Raw genomic sequence first — 21,195 nt, forward strand, 5'->3', positions numbered from 1 at the left:
GTTCAGGCCTCTCCACCATCATTCTCCATGGCGCCTGCACTCTCCATCGAAGGCTCGCCATGCCCATAGCGCTCATGGCGCCGATGCTCGCGGAAGGCATCCAACAGCCGGGCATAGCGTCGCGGCATGCGGCTGCCGCGCCGGGTCACCAGATGCAGCGTCTCATGCACCGGCTGCGGCAACGACAGTTCCTTGACCTGGCGTTGCCAGGGCGAGGTCTCGAGTACCAGCCGCGACACCACGGTAAACCCCAGGCCACGCGCCACGGCATCCAGCACCATGCTTACCTCGTTGGTGAAGCCCTGGCGTGGGAAGTGGCTCATGGATCGGAACTCTCCCGGGAAATTGCAGCGCAGCAGGGTATCGGCATGGTTGACTCCATCCGAATAGCTGATGAAGCCGATGCCCATCAGATCCGCCAGGCCGGTGCCGGCAAAGTCCGCCGGCACCACCAGGCACAAGGGTTCCTGATGCCAGACCTCGCAATCCACCTCGGGATGCCGCACCGCCTCGGTGACGATCCCCAGGTCATGGCGTCCGGCGAGCACGTCGCTGACGATCTCGTGGTTGAAGGCGAAGCTGTAGCTGACCGTCAAGCCGGTGTGCATCTGCTGCTGGCCGAGAATGAAGGGATAGAGCATCAGGCCGACGCTCCCGGGCGACGCCAATCGACATTCACCACTGTCGAGGCTTTCATCGTCCAGTGAGTGGCGGAATTGCTCGTGCTCGGCGAACAGCTTCAGGGCATAGTCATAGGCACGCCGCCCGGCTTCGGTGAGCGCGAAACGACGGCCCTGCCGCTCGATCAGGGAACGCCCGAGGTACTGCTCGAGCTTGCGCACATGCTGGCTGACGCCAGGCTGCGTCATTTCCAGGCGACGCGCCGTTCGCGTGAAACTGCCCGTTTCGACCAGAGTGATGAAGGTGCGGAAGTATTGGGCGTTGAACATGGCACATCACGTCGCTGTACGGAGAACCGGCGGAAACATTCTATCAGTTGGCGGATACGACCGCAGCGCCGCGCACCAGCACCGCGCACAAATTCGCCAGGAGTGAATTGGAACCACCTTTAGGCGGGCCCGCAGGGTAGCCCGCCAGGGATGGCGGCTATAGCGAAGCGATTTGCATGCACAGGCATTTAAGCAGTGTTTCCCCTGATTGCGATAGCCCTGCCCCACCGAGGCCGTGATAGCATCGATATCATGCAGACCGGCTTCGCCATGACCGGCAAAGCCAGAGAGCCGCCGATGGCGCGCTCCCTTTTCATCCTCGCGACACGGACGCCCCGAATGGCCGACACCATCTCCAGCACTATCTCGCCGGAAGGCAGCCTGGAAATTCTCTCTCAGCAAGAAGTCAACCGCCTGCACGACACGTCGCGCAGCGGCTTGCACGAACTCTTGCGCAGCTGCGCGCTGGCCGTTCTCAACTCCGGAAATCCCACCGACGACGGCCTGGCCTTGATGGAGACCTATCCGGACTTCGATATCGAAGTCATTCAACAGGATCGCGGCGTGCGCCTGAAGCTCAGCAATGCTCCCGCCGAAGCCTTTGTCGACGGTCGCATGATCCGGGGCATTCGAGAACACCTTTCCTCGGTGCTGCGCGATATCGTCTACGTCTACAACGAAATCCAGACACGCCAGCGTTTCGACCTGGGCAGTGCCGATGGCACCACCAATGCCGTCTTCCACATCCTGCGCAAAGCCGGCACCCTTAAGCCCAGTCGGGACCCGAGTCTGGTGGTCTGCTGGGGCGGCCACTCGATCTCTCGAGAAGAGTACGACTACACCAAGGACGTGGGCTACCATCTGGGGTTGCGGGAGCTCGACATATGCACCGGTTGCGGCCCCGGTGCCATGAAGGGCCCCATGAAGGGTGCCAACGTCGCTCATGCCAAGCAGCGTCGCAGCGAAGGCCGCTATCTCGGCGTCTCCGAGCCGGGCATCATCGCTGCCGAGGCACCCAACCCCATTGTCAACGAACTGGTGGTGATGCCCGACATCGAGAAGCGCCTCGAGGCCTTCGTCCGCCTGGGACACGGCATCATCATCTTCCCCGGCGGGGTCGGCACCGCCGAGGAAATTCTTTACCTCCTCGGCATCCTGCTGCACCCGGACAACGACGACATGGAGCTGCCGGTCATCCTCACCGGCCCCGCCAACGCCGCCGACTACTTCAAGCGCATCGACGAGTTTCTGGTCTATACCCTCGGCGAGTCGGTGCGGCGCTTGTATCGCATCATCATCGACGACCCGGTGGAAGTGGCCCGGGTCATGCGCAAGGGCGTCGACAACGTCGGTGAGTATCGTCGCGCACGACAGGATGCCTTCTACTTCAACTGGCGACTCACCGTGGCCCGGGATTTCCAGGAACCCTTCGAGCCGACCCACGACAGCATGGCCTCCCTGGCCCTGCACCGTCAGCAGCCGGTACACGAGCTGGCGGCCAACCTGCGGCGAGCCTTTTCCGGCATCGTCGCCGGCAACGTCAAGGAGCGCGGCATCCGTCTCATCGAAGCCGAGGGCCCCTTCCAGCTCAGCGCAGAGCCCCAGTTGATGGCCCGTCTGGACGACTTGTTGACATCCTTCGTCGCCCAGGGACGCATGAAACTCGCCGGTGAATACGTGCCCTGCTATACGCTCGGGTGAAGAGTGAAGAGTGAAGAGTGAAGAGTGAAGAGTGAAGAGTGAAGAGTGAAGAGTGAAGAGTGAAGAGTGAAGAACAGGCTAGCCCCAGCGCCTGGGACGTCAAGGGGTTTCTTCTCTCTTCAAGGCGCGAAGCGCCGTTCTTCGCTCTTCCAGCGGCGTCAGCCGCGTCTTACTCCTTCCCCTTCTGGGCTGGCTTCCACCACAACCCCAGAGCGTGCAGCAATAGCCCCATGGTGGCACCATGCGACACCAGCAGCGGCCAGCCGCTCCAGGCACCGAACAATGCATGCCAGATGCCCATGGCCAACAGGCCGACCACCAGGCAGGCCACGAGCCGCCGTATCAGGGCGGGCAATGCGGCACGCGACTCGGTGGGCAACAGCCACCACTGGAAAGCGGCGAGCGCCGCCACGGCGACCCCACCGATCAACATCAAGGTCAGATGGGTATCATGGCCACCGATGACGTAGCGCGGCATGCTGCCCCCCATCAGGATCAGCACCCCGATCAGCAGGCTGCAGCGCTCCGGTGAAGCCGTCATGCTCAGGCCACCTTGAGTTGCTGGGACTCGATCCACTCTTCGGCCCAGGGCAAGGCGGCATCATCGGCCATGAAGGTTTCCATCGCATCCACTTCGAGGCGCTCGCCGAGGCGCTCGGCTCCCTGCCCCTGCAATACCTCGTCGAGGCGGCGACCGGCACCACAGAAAGAGTCCACGTAAGAGCTGTCGCCCATGGCGATCAGACCGTAACGCAGGCCGACAAGCCCCGGGCTCTTCGCCTCCAGCTCGCGCACGAAGGCAACGAGGCTGCCTGGGTAGTCGCCACTGCCGGTCGTCGAGGTACAGAAAAGGGCCAGATCCGTCGGTGAGCCGACCAGATCATCCAGTGTCGGCTGGTCGAAGATCGACACGTCATAACCAGCCTGTTCGAACAGCGGGGCGACCTGTTCGGCCACATCCAGCGCACCGCCATATACGGTTCCTACGAAGATCTTGAGCTTGGGCATGTCGCGAAGCTTGCCTTGAAAATTCAGCCGGATAGTAACATGTGCACCCCGATGCCGCACGCCGTGGGGCATGCCCGCATGTCCGGGAATCGCGTATACTCGCCCGGGTTACCGACGTAGTGGAGGAGACATGCAGCACGCCTTCGATGCCTGGATCACGCCTGTCATGATCGGCGGCCTCATGTTGTTCATGGGGTTCATCATCTGGGACCTGGCCCGCAAGTCAGGAGCAGGCCGGTTCGGCACCATCATGCTGTTCGTGGTGCTCGGCGGCGGGATGCTGGCTTACCTGATCAAGGTGGTGATCACCTGGTCTCTGGAAAACACTGTATAAATGCCGGCGCGGACAAATCGCTTCGTTGCGAGATGAAAACGCCGTCATTTCACGGGAAATGACGGCGTTCGTTGCATGGTTCGATGTGATGTGACGACAGAGTCAGCTTTCGTCGCCAGCGTATTCCTCGACCTGAGACTTGAGTTTCTGACCGGGCCGGAAAGTCACGACGCGACGCGCGGAGATCGGAATTTCTTCCCCTGTCTTGGGGTTGCGCCCCGGCCGCTCACGCTTGTCGCGAAGATCGAAATTGCCGAAACCGGACAGTTTGACCTGTTCATTCTCGCGCAGACAGCCTCGGATCTCCTCGAAGAAGGACTCCACCATGGACTTGGCCTCACGCTTGGAGAGGCCAAGCTCGGCGTGCAGGTGTTCGGCCAGCTCGGCCTTTGTCAAGGCACCCATGTCGCTTTCCTCACGCTGTGGTGGCCGAGCCAGTTCCTGCTTCATGAGCCGCCTCGAGGCCTTCACGCGCGCAACTCGGCACCCAGGTGCAGACGCGACTCCTCGACGATGGCATCGACCAACTGGTTGATTTCATCGTCATTTAGCGTGCGCGAAGGATGCTGCCAGGTCAAGCCCAATGCCACGCTCTTTCGCCCCTCCGGCACCCCCTTGCCCTGATAGACATCGAACAGGTGCGCCTCGACCAGCCATTCGCCGGCCTGGGCGCGCAGCGTATCCAGCAAGGCCTGCACCGGCTGCTCCGCGTCGACCAGGAAGGCCAGATCGCGTCGCACCTCGGGGTAACGGGACAATGGCTGAAACGCCGGAACGCGGCCATGAGTCAGGGCATCCAGCCGTACCTCGAAGAGCAGAGCGTCGACCTTGAGACCGAGGCGGGCACGTACGGCCGGATGCAGCGTACCAATCCATCCGGCTTCCTGGCCACGGTACATCACGCGGGCACATTGACCGGGGTGCAAGGCAGGATGTTCACCGGGCTCGAAGCGCCAGGCTTCCATCTCTCCGCCCATCTCGATCAGGCTCTCCAGATCCCCCTTGAGATCGAAGAAGTCCACCTTCTGCTTGCCGCCGCTCCACCCTTCGGGTTCACGGCCGCCACAGACCAGCGCGCCGAGCATCGGTACCTGGTCGAGATCATCCAGCTCTCCCCGGAACACCAGGCCCGTCTCGAATAGCCGGACGCGATTCTGCTGACGGTTGAGGTTGTGCTCGAGCGCCCGTACCAGACCGGGAAAGAGGCTAGCCCTCATCACCGACAGATCGCTGGAGATCGGGTTGGCCAGCACCGGCGACACGGCCTGAGGCAGCAGCGTTTCCTGGAGCTCCGGCGACACGAAACTGTAGGTCACCGCCTCGAAGTAGCCGCGCGACACCATCCGATGACGCAGAGCCGAGAGCGGCGTGCGCGCCTCATGATCCGGGCGCGGCCCGAGATGTGCTCGCGGGTGACGCGCCGGCAGCTGGTTGTAGCCATGGATGCGCGCCACTTCCTCGATAAGATCTTCTTCGATGGCGATATCGAAACGCCAGCTAGGCACCCTGGCCCGCCAGCCCTCATCGATACCCTCGACGACCAGGCCCAGGCGCTCGAGAATCTCGCCGACCTCGTCGGCGGGCAGTACCTTGTCCAGGGCTTGATCGAGCCGCTCGCGACGCAGCACCACCTCGCGATCACCGGGGAGCCGGGATGCGTCGGCGACTTCGGTCAGCGGGCCGGCTTCACCGCCGGTGATTTCCAGCAACAGAACCGTGGCCCGTTCGGCGGCCTCCCGGGCAAGCGCGGGGTCGACACCGCGCTCGAAACGATGCGACGCATCGGTATGCAACCCGTAGGCGCGCGCCTGCCCGGCCACCGCCAGGGGCGAGAAGTGAGCCGCCTCGAGAAAGATATCACGCGTCTCGGTATTCACGCCCGAATGCTCCCCCCCCATGACGCCGGCAATGGCCAGGGGGCCTCGTTCATCGGCGATGATCAGGGTATCGCCGCTCAGCGTGATGGTCTGGCCATCGAGCAACGCCAGTTGTTCGCCCTGGCGAGCCCGACGCACCACTACGGCACCGTCGAGATTGGCCCGGTCGAAGGCGTGCAAGGGTTGACCGAGTTCGAGCATGACGTAATTGGTGACATCGACCACCGGGTCGATGGCGCGCACGCCGCCACGACGCAGACGTTCGACCATCCACAGCGGCGTCTCGGCCGTGACGTCGACGCCCTTGATCACCCGGCCAAGGTAGCGCGGGCACCCCTCGGCGTCCTCGACACGCACCGGGAAGGTTTCATCGTGAACGGGTGCCACCGGGTCGATATGCGGTCCCGAGACCGGCAAGCGATTGAGCACGCCGACCTCGCGGGCCATGCCCTTGACACTCAGACAGTCCCCCCGATTGGGCGTCAGGTCCACCTCGATGGTGCTGTCGTCGAGCGTCATGTAGGCGCGAAAGTCTTCACCGACCGGCGCCCCGGACGGCAGTTCAAGAATACCGTCGGAGGTGTCTTCCTCCAGCCCCAGTTCGGAGGCGGAGCAGATCATGCCGCGGGACTCGACGCCACGCAGCTTGGCCTTCTTGATCTTGAAACCCTCAGCCTTGGCGTCGCCGGGCAGCACGGCGCCTACCCGGGCGAACGCCACCTTTTGCCCCTCGGCGACATTGGGTGCACCGCAGACGACCTGCAGCCGCTCGATGCCATCATCCACCTGGCAGACATTGAGCTTGTCGGCATCGGGGTGCGGCGCCCGCTCGACCACCTCGGCCACCACCACGCCATCGAAGGCCGACGCCACGGGCTCTATCCCATCCACCTCGAGGCCGGCCATGGTGATCTGATCGGCCAGTGCCTGAGTCGACAACGCCGGAGAGACCCATTCACGCAGCCACTGTTCGGAAAATTTCATGACAAATCCTATCGCTGTGCTCTCTAGGAGTATCGCAGTCGGCAACACGGAGCTCGGGCCGTCGACAGGTCTACGGGAAAGCGCTGCCCGCTATCTGTGCTCTGCGGAGCTCTCGCGTTCCGCTCCGCTTGCAGGGCCGGTGCTGACCATCCAAGGCCAGCTCGTTCGGAGCCATCCTCCTCACCCCTGCGCAGGACCTTCTCGACGACCTGTCTCCGCCCCTACTCACCGGGCCTGACGACAATGCTCCCTGGCTGTGTACTGGTGACAATCAGGCAAACTGCTGCAAGAAGCGCAGATCGTTGTCGAAGAACAACCGCAGATCGTTGACGCCATAGCGCAGCATAGCCAGCCGCTCGGCCCCCATGCCGAAGGCAAAGCCCGTATAGCGCTCGCTGTCGATACCAGAGTGGCGGAACACTTCCGGGTGCACCATGCCGCAGCCCATGACTTCCAGCCAGCCGCTGTGGGAGCAGACTCGGCAGCCGCCTCCGTCACACATCACGCACTGGATATCGACCTCCGCCGAGGGCTCGGTGAAGGGGAAGTAGGACGGTCGAAAGCGCACGGCCAGGTCGTCACGCTCGAAGAAGGCATGCAGAAAGTCCTGGATGGTGCCTTTCAAGTCGGAAAACCGGACGTCCTCGTCGACCAGCAGGCCTTCCACCTGATGGAACATCGGCGTGTGTGTCAGATCGGAGTCGCTGCGGTATACCCGCCCCGGGCAGACGATGCGAATCGGCGGCTCGGTGCGTTTCATGGTGCGTACCTGTACCGGCGACGTATGCGTCCGCAGCAGTCGGGTGGCATCGAAATAAAAGGTATCGGCCATGCCCCGCGCCGGATGATGGGCAGGGATATTGAGGGCCTCGAAGTTGTGGTAGTCGTCTTCGATTTCCGGCCCGACCGCAACATCGAAACCGACATGGGTAAACAGCCCCTCGATGCGCTCCAGGGTCCGGGTCACCGGATGCAGACCGCCGCCGGGCTGGCCACGCCCCGGCAGTGTCACATCCAGTTTTTCGGCGGCCAGCCGCGCTTCGAGGGCGGCTTTCTCGAGCGTCTGCCTACGCTCATCGAGCTCGGTGGCCAACGCCTGCTTGGCCTGGTTGATACGCTCCCCCGCGGCCGGACGCTCTTCCGCCGGCAGCTGGCCCAGGCCCTTGAGCAGCGCGGTGATCTCGCCCTTCTTGCCGAGATAGCGTACACGCAGCTCATCCAGCACGGCCATGCTTTCGGCGGCCTGGATGGCGTCGCGGGCCTCGGCGACCAGTGTGGGAAGGTGGTCCATCCGTTGATGCTCCGAATTCTTGGCCCCGTCATCGCCGATCAGTGCCCTGCTGTACGGACAGCGTCGACGCGACCGGGTGTCGCATGCAAAAAAACAGGGGAAGAGCGGCTGCTCTTCCCCTGCGACGATCATCGGGGCGGCGCGTGGCGCTCGGCTGACACCGCACCCTCTCGACCCTCTTTACTGGGCAGCCTTGGCCTTCTCGACGATGGCGGCAAATGCTGCCTTCTCGTTCACGGCCAGATCGGCCAGCACCTTGCGATCGATCTCGATCCCGGCCTTCTTCAGACCGCCGACGAAACGGCTGTAGGACAGACCATGCTGACGGGCACCGGCGTTGATGCGCTGGATCCACAGGGCGCGGAACTGGCGCTTGCGCTGGCGACGGTCACGGTAGGCGTACTGACCGGCCTTGATGACGGCTTGCTTGGCCACGCGAAAGACGCGCGAACGGGCTCCGTAGTAGCCCTTGGCCTGCTTGAGAATTTTCTTGTGACGGCGGCGTGCGACGACACCACGTTTGACACGAGTCATGGCTTACTCCTGACGTTGAAGAATGGCAACCAAGGGTTACAGGTTCGGCAGCATGCGCTGCACGAGCTGCTTGTCGGCGTCGTGGATCTGCTTCATACCACGCAGCTGACGCTTACGCTTGGTGGACTTCTTGGTCAGGATGTGACTACGGAACGACTGCTTGTGCTTAAAGCCGTTGGCCGTCTTCTTGAAGCGCTTGGCAGCGCCGCTGTTGCTCTTGATCTTCGGCATGAGTTGAACTCCGCTCGAGGTTCTTGAGAAAACCCGGGGCCGATGGCAAGCACATTACCTGCCACCCGTTTGACTGGCCGCCGGATCACTTCTTCTTCACTTACTTCTTCTTGGGGGCAATGATCATGATCATCTGGCGTCCTTCCATCTTGGGGAAGGACTCGACGGTGCCGATCTCTTCGAGATCCGCGGCGATGCGCTCCATCAACTTACGGCCGATGTCCTGGTGGGCCATCTCGCGACCGCGGAAGCGCAACGTGACCTTGCCCTTGTCGCCACCTTCGAGGAATCGTGTCAGGTTCTTCATCTTGACCTGATAGTCACCCTCGTCGGTGCCAGGCCGGAATTTGACTTCCTTGACCTGGATCTGCTTCTGCTTCTTCTTCTGAGCCGCCTTCTGTTTCTTCTGCTCGAAGACGAACTTGCCGTAATCCATGATCTTGCAAACGATAGGATCGGCATTGGAAATCTGCACGAGATCCATACCAGCCGATTCGGCACGCTCCAGCGCATCGCGAGTGGGCATGATGCCCAGCTGCTCGCCATCGCTGTCGATCAGGCGTACCTGCTCATCGGTAATTCTCTCGTTCATCGGTGGACGCTTGTCCTGCGGGCGTCCTCTGGGGTTGCTTCTCTTGATGGTTCCGTCTCCACTTCAGTCTTGGAAGATGTCGCTAGCGCCGCTCGGCCTGAATCCGGTCGATGAAGGCATCCACCGTCATGGTGCCGAGATCCTCGCCACTGCGCGAGCGCACGGCCACCGAGTCGGCTTCGACTTCCTTATCTCCCACCACCAGGAGATAGGGGACCTTCTGCAACGTATGCTCGCGGATTTTAAAGCCGATCTTCTCATTCCTCAAGTCCGCCTTGACTCGCAAGCCTTTTTTCTGCAAGCGCTGCTCGAGTGAAATGGCATGGTCGCGCTGCGCATCGGTGATCGTCAACACTACAACCTGCTGGGGAGCCAGCCACAACGGCATGGCGCCGGCATAGTGCTCGATGAGGATGCCGATGAAGCGCTCCATCGAGCCGACGATGGCCCGGTGCAGCATCACCGGCGAGCGCCGATCTCCATCCTCGGTGACATACTGGGCCCCGAGGCGCACCGGCATCATGAAGTCGACCTGCATGGTACCGACCTGCCACTCGCGCCCCAGGCAATCCTTCATATGATACTCGATCTTGGGGCCATAGAAAGCACCCTCGCCCGGCAACTCCTCCCAATCGACATCACAGGTCCGAAGCGCGCCGCGCAACGCTTCCTCGGCACGATCCCAGACCGCATCATCGCCGAGCCGTTTTTCCGGGCGCAGGGCAATCTTGACGGCGATGTCCTCGAAGCCGAAGTCGCTGTAGACCTGAAGCGCCTGGCGATGAAAGCTGGTTACCTCGGACTCGATCTGCTCTTCGGTGCAGAAGACATGACCATCGTCCTGGGTAAAGGCCCGTACCCGCATGATGCCATGCAGGGCACCGGAGGGTTCATTGCGGTGACAACCGCCGAATTCGCCGTAACGTACCGGCAATTCACGGTAGCTGCGCAGGCCGGAATTGAAGACCTGCACATGCCCCGGGCAGTTCATCGGCTTGAGCGCGTATTCGCGCTTCTCCGATTCGGTGAAGAACATGCCATCGGCATAATTGTCCCAGTGGCCAGACTTCTTCCACAGCGACACATCCATCACCTGCGGGCAACGGATCTCTTGATAGCCGCCGTCCTTGTACACCTGGCGCATGTACTGCTCGACCACCTGCCAGAGTGTCCAACCGCGAGGGTGCCAGAACACCATGCCCGGCGCCTCCTCCTGCATGTGGAAGAGATCGAGCTTGCGCGCCAGCTTGCGGTGGTCACGCTTCTCGGCTTCCTCGAGGCGCTTGAGATAAGCCTTGAGCTGCTTCTTGTCCCCCCAGGCAGTGCCATAGATTCGCGTCAGCATGGGTCGCTCGGCGTCGCCACGCCAGTAGGCACCGGCCAGCTTGGTCAACGTGAAGGCCTTGAGGTGGCGCGTGTTGGGGACATGAGGCCCCCGGCACATGTCGATGTATTCCTGATGATGGTAGAGACGAATCGTCTCCCCGTCCGGGATCTCGCGCACGATCTCCTGCTTGTAGGGCTCGTCACGATGGAGGAAGGTCAGCATGGCGCGATCACGATCGACGTACTCGCGGACGACATCGTAACCGGTCTCGATCAGCGCCTTCATGCGCGCCTCGATGGCCTCGAGATCCTCGGGCGTCACCGAGCGGCCGAAGTCGATATCGTAATAGAACCCATCCTCGATCACCGGACCGATGGCCATCTTGGCATCCGGGTAGAGCTGCTTGACCGCATGGCCGATCAGGTGGGCACAGGAGTGGCGAATGATGTCCAACCCCTCGGGATCACGGGCGGTGATGATCGACACTTCGGCGTCATGGTCGATGACATCCGCCGCATCCACCAGCTCGCCATCGATGCGGCCGGCTACACAGGCCTTGGCCAGGCCGGTGCCGATGCTCTCGGCCAGTTGCATGATGGAAAGGGGCTCGTCGAAGGATCTCTGGCTGCCGTCCGGCAGGGTCACGATGGGCATGATGAAGCGATTCCTTGTGCACAGTGGTGATCCATACCAGGGATCACATGTCGCGAAAAGATGGGTTGCCTTGAGCGATGCTAGCCTACCAGACGCCCTGCCGGCGGCGCCATGGGTGAGCCGGATCGCCAATGAAAAAGGCGCCCGAAGGCGCCTTTCCGACGTTACCGCGCCCCGGCTCGCGGCCGAGGCGTCAGGGGTCGACTCAGGAGAGGATCACTCCCACTCGCCGAGCTCGACACGACGGTTCTCGGCACGGCCGGCCTTGGTGTCGTTGCTGGCGACCGGCTGCTCTTCGCCATAGCCGATGGTGGTCATGCGATTGGCGGCAATGCCCTGGCTGGCCAGGTAGCTCGCCACGGAATCGGCACGACGCTGGGACAGGTCCTTGTTGTAACCGGCCGGGCCGACGGAGTCGGTGTGGCCTTCGATACGAACACGAACGTTGTCATTGGCGCGCAGCTTGGAAGCCACGTCGCTCAGGACCGACTCGGCACCCATGGTCAGGCGAGCAGAGTCGAACTCGAAGTTGACGTCCTCCAGCACCAGGTCCTCGACGCAGCCCAGAGCGTTGACCTCGGCACCGGCCGGAGTACCCGGGCACTGGTCCTGATAGTCCGGGACGCCGTCACCATCGGAATCCAGCGGGCAGCCCACGGCGTCGACAGCGACACCGGCCGGGGTACCCGGACACTGATCCTGATCGTCCGGCACACCATCACCATCGCTGTCACCGACGGGAGCCGGGCCCTTGTTCGGCTCGGCACACAGCAGCGCAGCGGCCGTGGCACCGACAGTACCGCCGATGTAGGCACCGGTATCCTCATCGTCATCCTTGACGGCGCTGTAACCGATGCCAGCACCGATCAGGCCGCCTGCCACACTGCAGACAGCCGGATGTTTGTACCAGGCACGGTCGGACGCCGAGCTGTCGCCCATGCCGGAGGATTGAGACGCCGAACTGGCGCAGCCGGACAGACCGACCACCAGCGCGGAACCAAGCAACAAGCCAGTCGTTGATTTTTTCATGTAAGACTCCTTCTTGACACAAATCTAGCGGGGCCAGCATAGGGCTTAGCCATCCAGCGAGTCCGATGGTATGGCCAACCAGAGACGGATCTTGTCCGCCCACACCGACCAAGAAAGCACGAAATCGCGATCTCGGCCAATCAACGCGTGATGACTCGGAACTCTATCCTTTTATCAGCCATCTACGTTGCGATTAGCAGCTTGCCGGAGACTGAGTCCCCTTTCAATCGAAAAACGCACTGGAAAGTGTAATACATTGTTTTGTTTAGGTCATTCAAATCAATGCAAGGAACCCGGCCAGTCACGGCGAAACTGGAGCGCATTCGCGGCCGCTTCCATGACGGCATCACGCCACTCATCCTCCACTTCCAGGCGCTCCCGATCCTCGTGAAATCGCGCCCTGGGGCTCAAGGCCTGGCGCGCAGAATGGGTATGAAGATGACGGGTTCGCTCATGAACCTCGGCAAATGCCAGGAATTCCGGTCGCGACGCCAAAGACGGATCGAGAATATCCAGCAATGTCTTGCAGCGCCATGCACCCTCCGTGATATCGACCTGCCCTTGATGCAAAGCATTGGCAACCAGCTCGAGATTCTCCAGGCAGTTTTCATGGGCCCGACGCAGCTCTTCCTCGCGAAATGCCTCGCGACGACGGACCTCCCGCCATAGGGTCACGGCATAGGTTCCCAGGCCGGCGACGACGGCCAGGGCCAGCCCGAGCAGAATCACGGCGGTGGTATTGGTCATGAAAGGTTTCCCGTTACGTCTGGCATTCAAGCGGTAAAGCCGGTCATTCTAAACCGCACCACTCGGGGGACCAACCCATCTCGCCGGCACTCGGCATCTCTGGACATCAACAGCACAGCCTCGCTGTCATCTGCCCGGCATCTCCAGGCGCCTCCGAGATTCAAGGCTTTTACCCGCGTCAGGCCCACCATAATCCGGCATAGGCATCCACCAGCAGGACGACGAAGACCCCCAGAATATAGCGAATGGAAAACCAGAAAGCCGCGAGCGGCGCTTTCGGATCCCGCCCACGCCAGACACGGCCATTCCACCACATGAAGCGGGCGTTCAACACGGTGACGCCCACCAGGTAGATCCAGCCGCTCATGCCAATGACAAAAGGCAGCAATGTCACCGCGACCGTCAACCAGCCGTAGAGCCACACCTGCAAGCGAGTGAAAGCGTCGCCATGGGTCACCGGCAGCATGGGGACCCCGGCGCGCTCATACTCATCGCGCTTGTGGATGGCCAAGGCCCAGAAATGCGGCGGCGTCCAGGCAAAGATGATCAGCACCAGCAGCAACGGCTCGGGGCCAAGCTGGTTGCTCACCGACGTCCAGCCCAGCAGCGGGGGCGCCGCACCAGCTACGCCACCGATCACGATATTCTGCGGCGTGGCTCTTTTGAGGAAGGCCGTATAGATCAGGGCGTAGCCGATCAATGAGCCGAGAGTGAGCCATGCCGTCAAGGGGTTGACCCCGACATGCAGCAGCCCGACCCCTGTTACCGACAACAGGGTTGCCCACCCCAGGGCCAATGGCATCGACAGGCGCCGAGTGGCCAGAGGGCGCGAGGCCGTCCGCAGCATCAGCGCATCCAGACGGCGATCCACGACATGGTTGAAGGCCGCAGCGCCGCTGGCAGCAAGGCCGATACCGAGCAACCCCAGCAGCATTTTATCGAAGGGCGGCACCGGTCGGGCCAACAGCATCCCCACCAGACTGCAGACCAGCATCACCGACACCACTCGCGGCTTGCCGAGCGTCACGAGATCACGCCATATCGGCATGAGTGCTTCCCGAGTCACCGGTCGAGCGTCATGCATGCATCCACTCCCTCGTCGTCACCGATGGCAGCGAACGGTGCATGGAGTCACCCCATCGCCACTGCCAGACCGCCAGTAATGTCGCCACCACCAGCACGGCCGCCCCCGCCGTATGCAACAAGGCCAGCCACAGCGGCAGCCACAACAGCACATTGGCAATGCCCAGTGCCGCCTGCAGCAGGCAGGCGCCTCCCATCACCCCCAGCCAGGGGGACACCTCGCGATCACGACGATGTCGCAGGCCGAGCCCCAGAAGGCAGAGAAAGAGCGCTGCTCCCCCCAGGCGATGTCCGACCTGGATCGCGCTTCGCGCCTCAGCATGCAGCTGCCCGTGCAGATAGTTGGGTCCCACCGTCTGCGTCAGGTGAAACCCTTCCCCCCAATCAAGGTTCGGCCACCACTGGGCATTGCAAGTCGGGAATCCCTGGCAGGCGATACCGGCGTAGTTGCTCGACGTCCAGCCACCGAGAGCGAGCTGCAGAACCAGAAGGGCCAGCGCTACCCCCCACAAGGGGGTCAGTCGTCGCGGCTGCCGTCGCGACGTGCCTGGTGACAGCAGACGCCGAAACCGCAGGTGCAACCACAGGAAACCTCCCATGACGGCCATGCCCCCCAGCAGGTGCAACGTCACTACCTGAGGCCATAACTGAAGCGTCACGGTGAAGGCACCGAAGGCACCCTGCACCAGGATGAGTGTCAGCAATCCCAGCGAGAGCCGCCATGGAAAACCGGCGAGATGCCTAAGCCGCCTGCCCAGCAACACGACGGCAACGACCAGCAGCCCCAGCGACGAGGCCAGATAGCGATGCAGCATCTCCATCCACGCCTTGGACGTATCGAGAGGCACATCAGGAGAGTGCGCCAGGGCGCGGGTCTCGTCCGGCACCACCCACTGTCCGTAGCACCCTGGCCAGTCCGGACAGCCCAGGCCGGCATCCACCAATCGAGTCCAGGCACCGGCCAGCACGACCAGGGCAGAAAGCAGCATTCCCAGTAGACTCAGCCAGCGCAACTCATTCACTCTTGCCCGGTAGCGCTGATCTTTCAGGCATACATCGTGCATCCTCCGACCCTCCCGTCATTCATCGCGCCGACGTGCCAGAGGTGGCTCGGGGTTCAGCTCCAGCAGGCGCTCGATGTCCTCCAGTACATTCGACGCCTCTACGCCCTCCTCATAGCTCAGAACCGGCCGACCGTCCGGATCGAGAATCCAGAGACTCCCGGGAGCCCGCCAGGCCGGTATGTCGCGCCACGACACGATCGCTTCACCAGGCAGTGCTACCCCCTCCGCCCCACCGATGCGCAACCGGCTGACCCGATGAGCATCACGCCCCAGGGCACGATGGACACGCCACCAGCGGTCTGCCGATTCGGCACAACCGTTCACGCAATCGAAGGCCACCAGCCAATCGCCGTCCCCTTCCTTCTCCACCTCGTTCAAAGGCCACTCGGACAGTCGCGGAATATCAGGATGCAGCGTGCCGTGGGCCGTACGCTCATCGGGAATGCCCAGCCGCCACTCGACCATACCCCAGGCCATCGCCATGGGCAGGACAAACACGGCAAACAGCGCCAGCAGCTTGAATCGAGAACGAACGATACGGGCATCGGTCATCGGCGTGTCTCCTTGGTTTCAGGCGAGGGCTCGGGTCCATCACGGCGCCACCGGCGAGCGCCGACGACCATGACCACCAGTGCCGTTATCGCCAGCCCCCACCACTGGACGGCATAGCCGATATGGCGAGACGGCGGCAACACATTCGGACGCCACCAGGAGGTCAAGTGCCCCTTGCCAGTTTCAAGGTGCAACCAGCCATCATGGGCAAAGCCTCCCGGCATGTCCCAGGCCCCGAGGTCGATGCGCTGCAGTCGTTTGCCCTCTCGATTGGGTCCGAAGAGCGGTGCCGACTCTCCGGCCATCTGCCAGCGCCCTTGCAACGTCACCTGGCCAGTCGGCGTCGACACGCGCGGGGTTTCGCGGCTCGGCCCCATGGGCATGAACCCCCGCTCCACCAGCCACAGACGTCCATCTTCACCACGCAGAGGCGTCAGGGCCGCCACACCGAGTCGCTCCCCGTGAATGCGGTTGTCGAGAAACAGCGTCTCATCCTGCAGGTACTCTCCCGTCACGGTGATCCGAGCGCCACCGGGCGGTGCAGACTCGGGCGCCACCAGACGGGGGGCCGACTCGAAACGCGCCAGCAAGTCGCGCTTGTCGGCGGCACGCTCCCACTGCCATAGTCCGAGTCCGAGTCCGAGAATCACCAGACAGGCCCAGAACCCGAACCAGACCATCAGGCGACGGCTGGACCGAGCTCGTGTGGAAAACCTCGTCATGGAGTCCGACATGCTTCTCAAAGTCCTGATCGCCCTCGTCTTTCTTGCCATGGTCGCGAGTCTCGCCGCCGGTGCCGGTTTCCTGCTCAAGGATGGCGGTCGCTCGCGTCGCGTGCTCATTTCCCTCAAGTTGCGTGTCTGTCTGGCTGCCCTGCTTCTCGCATTACTCCTGTACGGTTTCTATGGAGGCGGCCTCGGCAGTTGATACCGCTCCCCCTGCGATTCAAAAGACGTAGACGAAGGTAAAGAGGCCGATCCAGACCACATCCACGAAGTGCCAGTACCAGGCCGCCGCCTCGAAACCGAAATGATGTTCCTCGGAAAAGTGCCCCCGCCATACTCTTGCCAGAATGGCAATCAGAATCAGGGTACCGACGATCACATGGGCACCATGGAACCCCGTCAGTAGAAAGAAGGTTGCCCCATAGATCCCTGCCTGCAGGGTGATGCCGTAATGGACATAGGCTTCCCGATACTCGATACCCTGAATCGCGATGAAGCACAGCCCTAGCAGCACGGTCAGCGTCAGCCAGTGGCGTGCCGTCTCGCGGCGACCTTCCTTGAGCCCCTCGTGCGCTACCGTCAAGGTGATGCTGGAGCCCACCAGGATCAGGGTATTGACCAACGGCAAGTGCCAGGGGCTGAAGGTCTGATGGGGCCCCTGAATGGCCGAATCCGGTGGTTCCAGCAATGGCCAGGAAGCTGTGAAATCGGGCCATAGCAGCGCGGCGACACCCTTGGCCCCTTCACCGTCGAGCCATGGCAACGCGAAGGTCCGGATGTAGAAGAGAGCACCGAAGAACGCGGCAAAGAACATGACTTCAGAGAAAATGAACCAGCCCATCCCCCAGCGAAAGGAGCGGTCCATCTGGGCATCGTAGAGCCCCTTGCGAGACTCGTGGACCACATCACGGAACCACAGCGTCATCACCACCAGGATCCCGACCAGGCCAATCGCCATGACCGGCATGCCCGAAGCGCCATGCACCAGCATCACACCAGTGCCGACCATCATGGCGCCCAGTGCGATAGACCCGAGTACCGGCCACTTGCTCGATGCCGGTACGTAATAGCTGCCACCGCTCATGCGTCACCTCCTCTCGCCTGAGTCCCGCTTTTCCGGGACGGTGCCGCGTCCTGCCGATAAAGGGTATAGACCAGCGTGACCGTCTTGATGTCGTCCGGCAGATCCCGCGTCAACTGGAAAACCAGGGGAGCCTCGAAACGCTCGCCCGACGCCAGGCGTTGATTCTGAAAACAGAAGCACGCCAGCTTGCGAAGGTGCAGAGACGCTTCCGAGGGCGACACACTGGGTACCGCTCGGGCCACACTGGCCTCGTCGCCCAGGTTCTCGAACGTGAAGTGGACCTCGGCACTCTGCCCCGGGTGTACCCGGATCTGTCGGGTGTGCGCCTCCAGGGACCACGGTAACCCGGGGCTCCCTCTCGTGATGATCTGCATGGTCACCACCCGGTCCTGGTCGGCACCCTCGTGAGCCAGCGCCTGAGCCTGGTTCGAGGTCTTGCCGTTGAGCCCGGTGACCTGGCAGAAGACGTCGTACAAGGGCACCAGAGCAAAGGCGAAGACGAACATCCCGGCCAGCGCCACCAGGGTCCTGGCCACGGTACGCCTGACGCCCTTGCGAGCATCCTGGATACCTTGTCGCGCCATGCATGCCTCCCGGCGTCAGCCATCAGTGTCGATGCGGCTCGAAGTGCGGCGGCGTTTCGAAGGTATGCAGCGGTGCCGGGCTCGGAATCGTCCACTCAAGGTCTTCGGCACCGTCCCAGGCCTTGGCCGGTGCTTTTTCGCCACCGCGCACGCAAAGCACCACCACCGCCACGAAGAGCAATTGCGAGATCCCGAACATGAAGGCCCCGATACTGGTGATCATGTTGAAATCGGCAAACTGCAGAGCGTAGTCCGGAATTCGCCTCGGCATGCCGGCGAGTCCAGCGAAATGCATGGGGAAAAAGGTCAGGTTCACCCCGATCACCGACAGCCAGAAGTGCCACTGCGACAGACGCGTATGGGGGTAATGACCAGTCCACTTGGGCAACCAGTAATAGACCCCCGCCATGATGGCGAACACGGCTCCTGGCACCAGCACGTAATGGAAGTGCGCGACCACGAAATAGGTATCGTGGTACTGGAAGTCCGCCGGCGAGATGGCCAGCATCAACCCCGAAAACCCACCGATGGTGAACAGCACCACGAATGCCAGGGCAAACAGCATCGGCGGCTCGAAGGTCAGCGACCCCCGGAACAGCGTGGTAATCCAGTTGAACACCTTCACCCCGGTGGGCACGGCGATCAGCATGGTGCTGTACATGAAGAACAGCTCCGCCACCAGAGGCAGGCCCACGACGAACATGTGATGCGCCCAGACCAGGAAAGAGAGAATCGCGATGGACGCCGTGGCATAGACCATGGAGGCATAGCCGAACAGGCGCTTGCGGGCGAAGGTCGGGATGATCACCGAGACAATGCCGAAGGCCGGCAGGATCATGATGTAGACCTCCGGATGCCCGAAGAACCAGAACAGATGCTGAAATAGCACGGGATCCCCACCACCGGCGGCATTGAAGAAACTGGTGCCGAAATTGATGTCCAGCAGCATCATGGTGATCACCCCGGCCAGTACGGGCATCACGGCGATCAGGAGGAAGGCGGTGATCAACCAGGTCCAGACGAACAGTGACATGTCCATCATCCGCATGCCCGGTGTCCGCAGGTTGAGAATGGTCGCGATGATATTGATCGCGCCGAGGATCGAGCTGATGCCCGCCAGGTGCAACGAGAAAATGAAGAAGGTCGTGGACGGCGGCGCATAGGTGGTCGAAAGCGGCGCGTAGAACGTCCAGCCGAAATTGGGCGCCCCACCCGGCATCACCAGGGTGGAAAGCAGCAGCGCGAAGGCCACCGGCAGCAGCCAGAAGCTGAAGTTATTGAGGCGTGGCAACGCCATGTCGGGGGCGCCGATCTGCAGCGGTACCATCCAGTTCGCCAACCCGACGAACGCCGGCATGACCGCACCGAACACCATGATCAGGCCATGCATGGTGGTCATCTGGTTGAAGAATTCCGGTTGCACCAGTTGCAGCCCGGGCTGAAACAGCTCCGCCCTGACCACCATGGCAAAGATGCCGCCGATGAAGAACATGCTCAGCGAGAAGATCAGATACAGGGTACCGATCTCCTTGTGGTTGGTGGTCAGCAACCAGCGCATCAGGCCTCGCGGCCCGTGGTGATGCTCATCCGACGCCATTCCGCCGGCCTCGGCCTGACTCTGCTGGGCGGTGGGTCTGGGAGGCAGGTGCGAAGCCATGGTCTATCCCCCTCGGTATCCGTCATCGAAAAGCGCGTGTTACTGCGCGTCGAGCAGCTCGGCAATATCCGCCGGCTGTATGGCCTCACCGGTTTCGTTGCCCCAGGCATTGCGCTCATAGGTAATCACCGCGGCCAGCTCCACCGCGTTCAGAGTGCTGCGGAAGGCCGGCATCGCCGAGCCGGACACGCCGTTGACCACGGTGTCGATGTGGTAGTCCGGATCTTCCAGTATCGCCTGGTTACCGGCCAGTGCCGGGAAGGCCGGCGGGCTGCCGGAGCCATCAGGCTGGTGACAGGAAGCGCAGATAGTGCCGTAGACCTGCTCACCACGCTCCATCAGTTCATCCAGCTCCCACTCGCGGTCCACACCCAGTGCTGCCTGAGAGGCAGTTTCCTTGCGTTCGGCCAGCCAGTCATCGAAGCGCTCGGGCTCCACTGCCTTGACGACCACCGGCATGAAGGCGTGATCACGACCGCACAATTCGGCGCACTGCCCCCGGTAGATTCCCGGCTCGTTGATACGCACCCAGTTTTCATTGACGAAGCCCGGCACGGCATCCTGCTTGACGGCCAGGTCTGGTACCCACCAGGAATGGATGACATCGTCCGACGTCATCAGCAGGCGCACCTTGCGATCCACCGGCAGCACGAGTGGCTCATCGACCTCGAGCAGATAGTTTTCATCCTTCGCACTCTCCCCGCTGACCTGGGAACGGGATGTCGCCAGATTGGAAGTAAAGGCGACGTCCTCGCCGAGATAGGAATACCGCCAGCGCCATTGCTGGCCGGTGACCATGACGTCCAGATCGGCCTCGGAGGCGTCATACATCGTCTTGAGCGTCGCGGTGGCCGGAATCGCCATGGCCACCAGAATCAGGATCGGAATCAGGGTCCAGATGACTTCCACGGTGGTATGTTCGTGAAAGTTGGCGGCCTTGGCGCCACGCGAGCGACGGTAGCGAAACAGCGAGTAGAACATCGCGCCGAAGACGACGACGCCGATGACCACGCAGATCCAGAAGATCGTCATATGCAGAGAATGAATCTCGCGACTGACGTCGGTCACGCCGACCGGCATGTTCCAGCCATTGGCCAGCACACTCTCCGACAGCCCCGAGCAGGCGACCAATCCCGCTGTCCATACGAGCCGCATGCGCACCGCCTCCTCCCGAACATTGTTGTTGT

Annotated in this window: 23 protein-coding genes; 3 read left to right on the forward strand and 20 right to left on the reverse strand. The window is 62.3% G+C overall.

The annotated features are described in order from the left end of the window. Positions 1-2: 2 nt before the first annotated feature. Positions 3-950 carry a LysR family transcriptional regulator gene (locus RSO41_RS03810; protein WP_315617747.1) on the reverse strand — a complete coding sequence of 316 codons (948 nt, stop codon included), beginning with the start codon at positions 948-950 and terminating at the stop codon, positions 3-5. A gap of 339 nt (positions 951-1,289) precedes the next feature. On the opposite strand from RSO41_RS03810, the gene ppnN reads away from it, so the two are divergent. After that, positions 1,290-2,651: a nucleotide 5'-monophosphate nucleosidase PpnN gene (ppnN, locus tag RSO41_RS03815; RefSeq protein WP_315617748.1), complete on the forward strand. Its 1,362-nt coding sequence runs from the start codon at positions 1,290-1,292 to the stop codon at positions 2,649-2,651. 169 nt (positions 2,652-2,820) lie between these two features. Here ppnN and RSO41_RS03820 read toward each other — a convergent pair whose 3' ends face one another. Next, the gene (locus RSO41_RS03820) at positions 2,821-3,192 is read right to left on the reverse strand and encodes a hypothetical protein (RefSeq protein ID WP_315617749.1); all 372 of its coding nucleotides are present in this window, start codon (positions 3,190-3,192) and stop codon (positions 2,821-2,823) included. Between the two features lie 2 nt (positions 3,193-3,194). Next, on the reverse strand, positions 3,195-3,659 hold the full coding sequence (locus RSO41_RS03825) for a flavodoxin domain-containing protein (RefSeq protein ID WP_315617750.1): 465 nt from the start codon (positions 3,657-3,659) through the stop codon (positions 3,195-3,197). 130 nt (positions 3,660-3,789) lie between these two features. On the opposite strand from RSO41_RS03825, the gene RSO41_RS03830 reads away from it, so the two are divergent. After that, positions 3,790-3,993 (forward strand): DUF2788 domain-containing protein, encoded by a 204-nt coding sequence (locus tag RSO41_RS03830; RefSeq protein ID WP_315617751.1) that lies wholly within the window; start codon positions 3,790-3,792, stop codon positions 3,991-3,993. Between the two features lie 102 nt (positions 3,994-4,095). On the opposite strand, the gene ihfA is transcribed toward RSO41_RS03830, so the two are convergent. The 13 genes from ihfA to RSO41_RS03895 form a co-directional block, all read right to left on the reverse strand. Beyond that, a complete protein-coding gene (gene ihfA, locus RSO41_RS03835) occupies positions 4,096-4,398 on the reverse strand; it encodes an integration host factor subunit alpha (protein ID WP_315617752.1) in 303 nt (100 codons plus the stop codon). Positions 4,399-4,460: 62 nt separating this feature from the next. Further along, a complete protein-coding gene (pheT, locus tag RSO41_RS03840; protein ID WP_315617753.1) occupies positions 4,461-6,854 on the reverse strand; it encodes a phenylalanine--tRNA ligase subunit beta in 2,394 nt (797 codons plus the stop codon). 271 nt (positions 6,855-7,125) lie between these two features. After that, positions 7,126-8,145 (reverse strand): phenylalanine--tRNA ligase subunit alpha, encoded by a 1,020-nt coding sequence (gene pheS, locus RSO41_RS03845; RefSeq protein ID WP_315617754.1) that lies wholly within the window; start codon positions 8,143-8,145, stop codon positions 7,126-7,128. Between the two features lie 180 nt (positions 8,146-8,325). Next, entirely contained in the window at positions 8,326-8,679 is a 354-nt protein-coding gene (gene rplT / locus RSO41_RS03850) for a 50S ribosomal protein L20 (RefSeq protein ID WP_013332273.1), read from the reverse strand. Between the two features lie 36 nt (positions 8,680-8,715). Next, positions 8,716-8,910, reverse strand: coding sequence for a 50S ribosomal protein L35 (gene rpmI, locus RSO41_RS03855; RefSeq protein WP_016854829.1), 195 nt, complete (start codon positions 8,908-8,910; stop codon positions 8,716-8,718). Between the two features lie 100 nt (positions 8,911-9,010). Then, positions 9,011-9,550 carry a translation initiation factor IF-3 gene (infC, locus tag RSO41_RS03860; RefSeq protein WP_315618060.1) on the reverse strand — a complete coding sequence of 180 codons (540 nt, stop codon included), beginning with the start codon at positions 9,548-9,550 and terminating at the stop codon, positions 9,011-9,013. 34 nt (positions 9,551-9,584) lie between these two features. Beyond that, positions 9,585-11,483 carry a threonine--tRNA ligase gene (thrS, locus tag RSO41_RS03865; protein ID WP_315617755.1) on the reverse strand — a complete coding sequence of 633 codons (1,899 nt, stop codon included), beginning with the start codon at positions 11,481-11,483 and terminating at the stop codon, positions 9,585-9,587. A gap of 216 nt (positions 11,484-11,699) precedes the next feature. Further along, positions 11,700-12,512 (reverse strand): OmpA family protein, encoded by an 813-nt coding sequence (locus RSO41_RS03870; RefSeq protein ID WP_315617756.1) that lies wholly within the window; start codon positions 12,510-12,512, stop codon positions 11,700-11,702. Positions 12,513-12,791: 279 nt separating this feature from the next. Beyond that, positions 12,792-13,259, reverse strand: coding sequence for a DUF2489 domain-containing protein (locus RSO41_RS03875; RefSeq protein WP_315617757.1), 468 nt, complete (start codon positions 13,257-13,259; stop codon positions 12,792-12,794). Positions 13,260-13,437: 178 nt separating this feature from the next. After that, positions 13,438-14,343 carry a heme o synthase gene (gene cyoE, locus RSO41_RS03880; protein ID WP_315617758.1) on the reverse strand — a complete coding sequence of 302 codons (906 nt, stop codon included), beginning with the start codon at positions 14,341-14,343 and terminating at the stop codon, positions 13,438-13,440. Continuing rightward, complete coding sequence (locus RSO41_RS03885; protein WP_315617759.1) at positions 14,336-15,406, reverse strand: COX15/CtaA family protein; 1,071 nt, start codon at positions 15,404-15,406, stop codon at positions 14,336-14,338. The genes cyoE and RSO41_RS03885 overlap by 8 nt, the downstream gene beginning before the upstream one ends. Before the next feature lie 15 nt (positions 15,407-15,421). After that, the gene (locus tag RSO41_RS03890; RefSeq protein WP_315617760.1) at positions 15,422-15,958 is read right to left on the reverse strand and encodes a hypothetical protein; all 537 of its coding nucleotides are present in this window, start codon (positions 15,956-15,958) and stop codon (positions 15,422-15,424) included. Further along, positions 15,955-16,680, reverse strand: a complete 726-nt coding sequence (locus tag RSO41_RS03895) for an SURF1 family protein (protein WP_315617761.1) — start codon at positions 16,678-16,680, stop codon at positions 15,955-15,957. Before RSO41_RS03895 ends, RSO41_RS03890 begins: the two co-directional genes overlap by 4 nt. 10 nt (positions 16,681-16,690) lie before the next feature. On the opposite strand from RSO41_RS03895, the gene RSO41_RS03900 reads away from it, so the two are divergent. Beyond that, on the forward strand, positions 16,691-16,885 hold the full coding sequence (locus RSO41_RS03900; protein WP_315617762.1) for a DUF2909 family protein: 195 nt from the start codon (positions 16,691-16,693) through the stop codon (positions 16,883-16,885). 18 nt (positions 16,886-16,903) lie between these two features. On the opposite strand, the gene RSO41_RS03905 is transcribed toward RSO41_RS03900, so the two are convergent. The 4 genes from RSO41_RS03905 to coxB are packed head-to-tail and all read right to left on the reverse strand — an operon-like array spanning position 16,904 to position 21,163. After that, positions 16,904-17,767, reverse strand: a complete 864-nt coding sequence (locus tag RSO41_RS03905) for a cytochrome c oxidase subunit 3 (protein ID WP_315617763.1) — start codon at positions 17,765-17,767, stop codon at positions 16,904-16,906. Further along, complete coding sequence (locus RSO41_RS03910; protein WP_315617764.1) at positions 17,764-18,351, reverse strand: cytochrome c oxidase assembly protein; 588 nt, start codon at positions 18,349-18,351, stop codon at positions 17,764-17,766. Before RSO41_RS03910 ends, RSO41_RS03905 begins: the two co-directional genes overlap by 4 nt. 22 nt (positions 18,352-18,373) lie before the next feature. Continuing rightward, positions 18,374-20,008 (reverse strand): cytochrome c oxidase subunit I, encoded by a 1,635-nt coding sequence (gene ctaD / locus RSO41_RS03915; RefSeq protein WP_315617765.1) that lies wholly within the window; start codon positions 20,006-20,008, stop codon positions 18,374-18,376. A 39-nt stretch (positions 20,009-20,047) separates the two neighbouring features. Continuing rightward, complete coding sequence (gene coxB, locus RSO41_RS03920) at positions 20,048-21,163, reverse strand: cytochrome c oxidase subunit II (RefSeq protein WP_315617766.1); 1,116 nt, start codon at positions 21,161-21,163, stop codon at positions 20,048-20,050. Positions 21,164-21,195 lie beyond the last annotated feature (32 nt).

The sequence above is a fragment of the Halomonas sp. I1 genome (assembly GCF_032334135.1).
Lineage (GTDB): Bacteria > Pseudomonadota > Gammaproteobacteria > Pseudomonadales > Halomonadaceae > Halomonas.

Coding starts and splice junctions, on each gene's coding strand:
- RSO41_RS03810 (WP_315617747.1), bottom strand. CDS start 950: ATGTTCAACGCCCAATACTTCCGCACCTTCATCACTCTGGTCGAAACG.
- ppnN (WP_315617748.1), top strand. CDS start 1,290: ATGGCCGACACCATCTCCAGCACTATCTCGCCGGAAGGCAGCCTGGAA.
- RSO41_RS03820 (WP_315617749.1), bottom strand. CDS start 3,192: ATGACGGCTTCACCGGAGCGCTGCAGCCTGCTGATCGGGGTGCTGATC.
- RSO41_RS03825 (WP_315617750.1), bottom strand. CDS start 3,659: ATGCCCAAGCTCAAGATCTTCGTAGGAACCGTATATGGCGGTGCGCTG.
- RSO41_RS03830 (WP_315617751.1), top strand. CDS start 3,790: ATGCAGCACGCCTTCGATGCCTGGATCACGCCTGTCATGATCGGCGGC.
- ihfA (WP_315617752.1), bottom strand. CDS start 4,398: ATGGGTGCCTTGACAAAGGCCGAGCTGGCCGAACACCTGCACGCCGAG.
- pheT (WP_315617753.1), bottom strand. CDS start 6,854: ATGAAATTTTCCGAACAGTGGCTGCGTGAATGGGTCTCTCCGGCGTTG.
- pheS (WP_315617754.1), bottom strand. CDS start 8,145: ATGGACCACCTTCCCACACTGGTCGCCGAGGCCCGCGACGCCATCCAG.
- rplT (WP_013332273.1), bottom strand. CDS start 8,679: ATGACTCGTGTCAAACGTGGTGTCGTCGCACGCCGCCGTCACAAGAAA.
- rpmI (WP_016854829.1), bottom strand. CDS start 8,910: ATGCCGAAGATCAAGAGCAACAGCGGCGCTGCCAAGCGCTTCAAGAAG.
- thrS (WP_315617755.1), bottom strand. CDS start 11,483: ATGCCCATCGTGACCCTGCCGGACGGCAGCCAGAGATCCTTCGACGAG.
- RSO41_RS03870 (WP_315617756.1), bottom strand. CDS start 12,512: ATGAAAAAATCAACGACTGGCTTGTTGCTTGGTTCCGCGCTGGTGGTC.
- RSO41_RS03875 (WP_315617757.1), bottom strand. CDS start 13,259: ATGACCAATACCACCGCCGTGATTCTGCTCGGGCTGGCCCTGGCCGTC.
- cyoE (WP_315617758.1), bottom strand. CDS start 14,343: ATGCATGACGCTCGACCGGTGACTCGGGAAGCACTCATGCCGATATGG.
- RSO41_RS03885 (WP_315617759.1), bottom strand. CDS start 15,406: ATGCACGATGTATGCCTGAAAGATCAGCGCTACCGGGCAAGAGTGAAT.
- RSO41_RS03890 (WP_315617760.1), bottom strand. CDS start 15,958: ATGACCGATGCCCGTATCGTTCGTTCTCGATTCAAGCTGCTGGCGCTG.
- RSO41_RS03895 (WP_315617761.1), bottom strand. CDS start 16,680: ATGACGAGGTTTTCCACACGAGCTCGGTCCAGCCGTCGCCTGATGGTC.
- RSO41_RS03900 (WP_315617762.1), top strand. CDS start 16,691: ATGCTTCTCAAAGTCCTGATCGCCCTCGTCTTTCTTGCCATGGTCGCG.
- RSO41_RS03905 (WP_315617763.1), bottom strand. CDS start 17,767: ATGAGCGGTGGCAGCTATTACGTACCGGCATCGAGCAAGTGGCCGGTA.
- RSO41_RS03910 (WP_315617764.1), bottom strand. CDS start 18,351: ATGGCGCGACAAGGTATCCAGGATGCTCGCAAGGGCGTCAGGCGTACC.
- ctaD (WP_315617765.1), bottom strand. CDS start 20,008: ATGGCTTCGCACCTGCCTCCCAGACCCACCGCCCAGCAGAGTCAGGCC.
- coxB (WP_315617766.1), bottom strand. CDS start 21,163: ATGCGGCTCGTATGGACAGCGGGATTGGTCGCCTGCTCGGGGCTGTCG.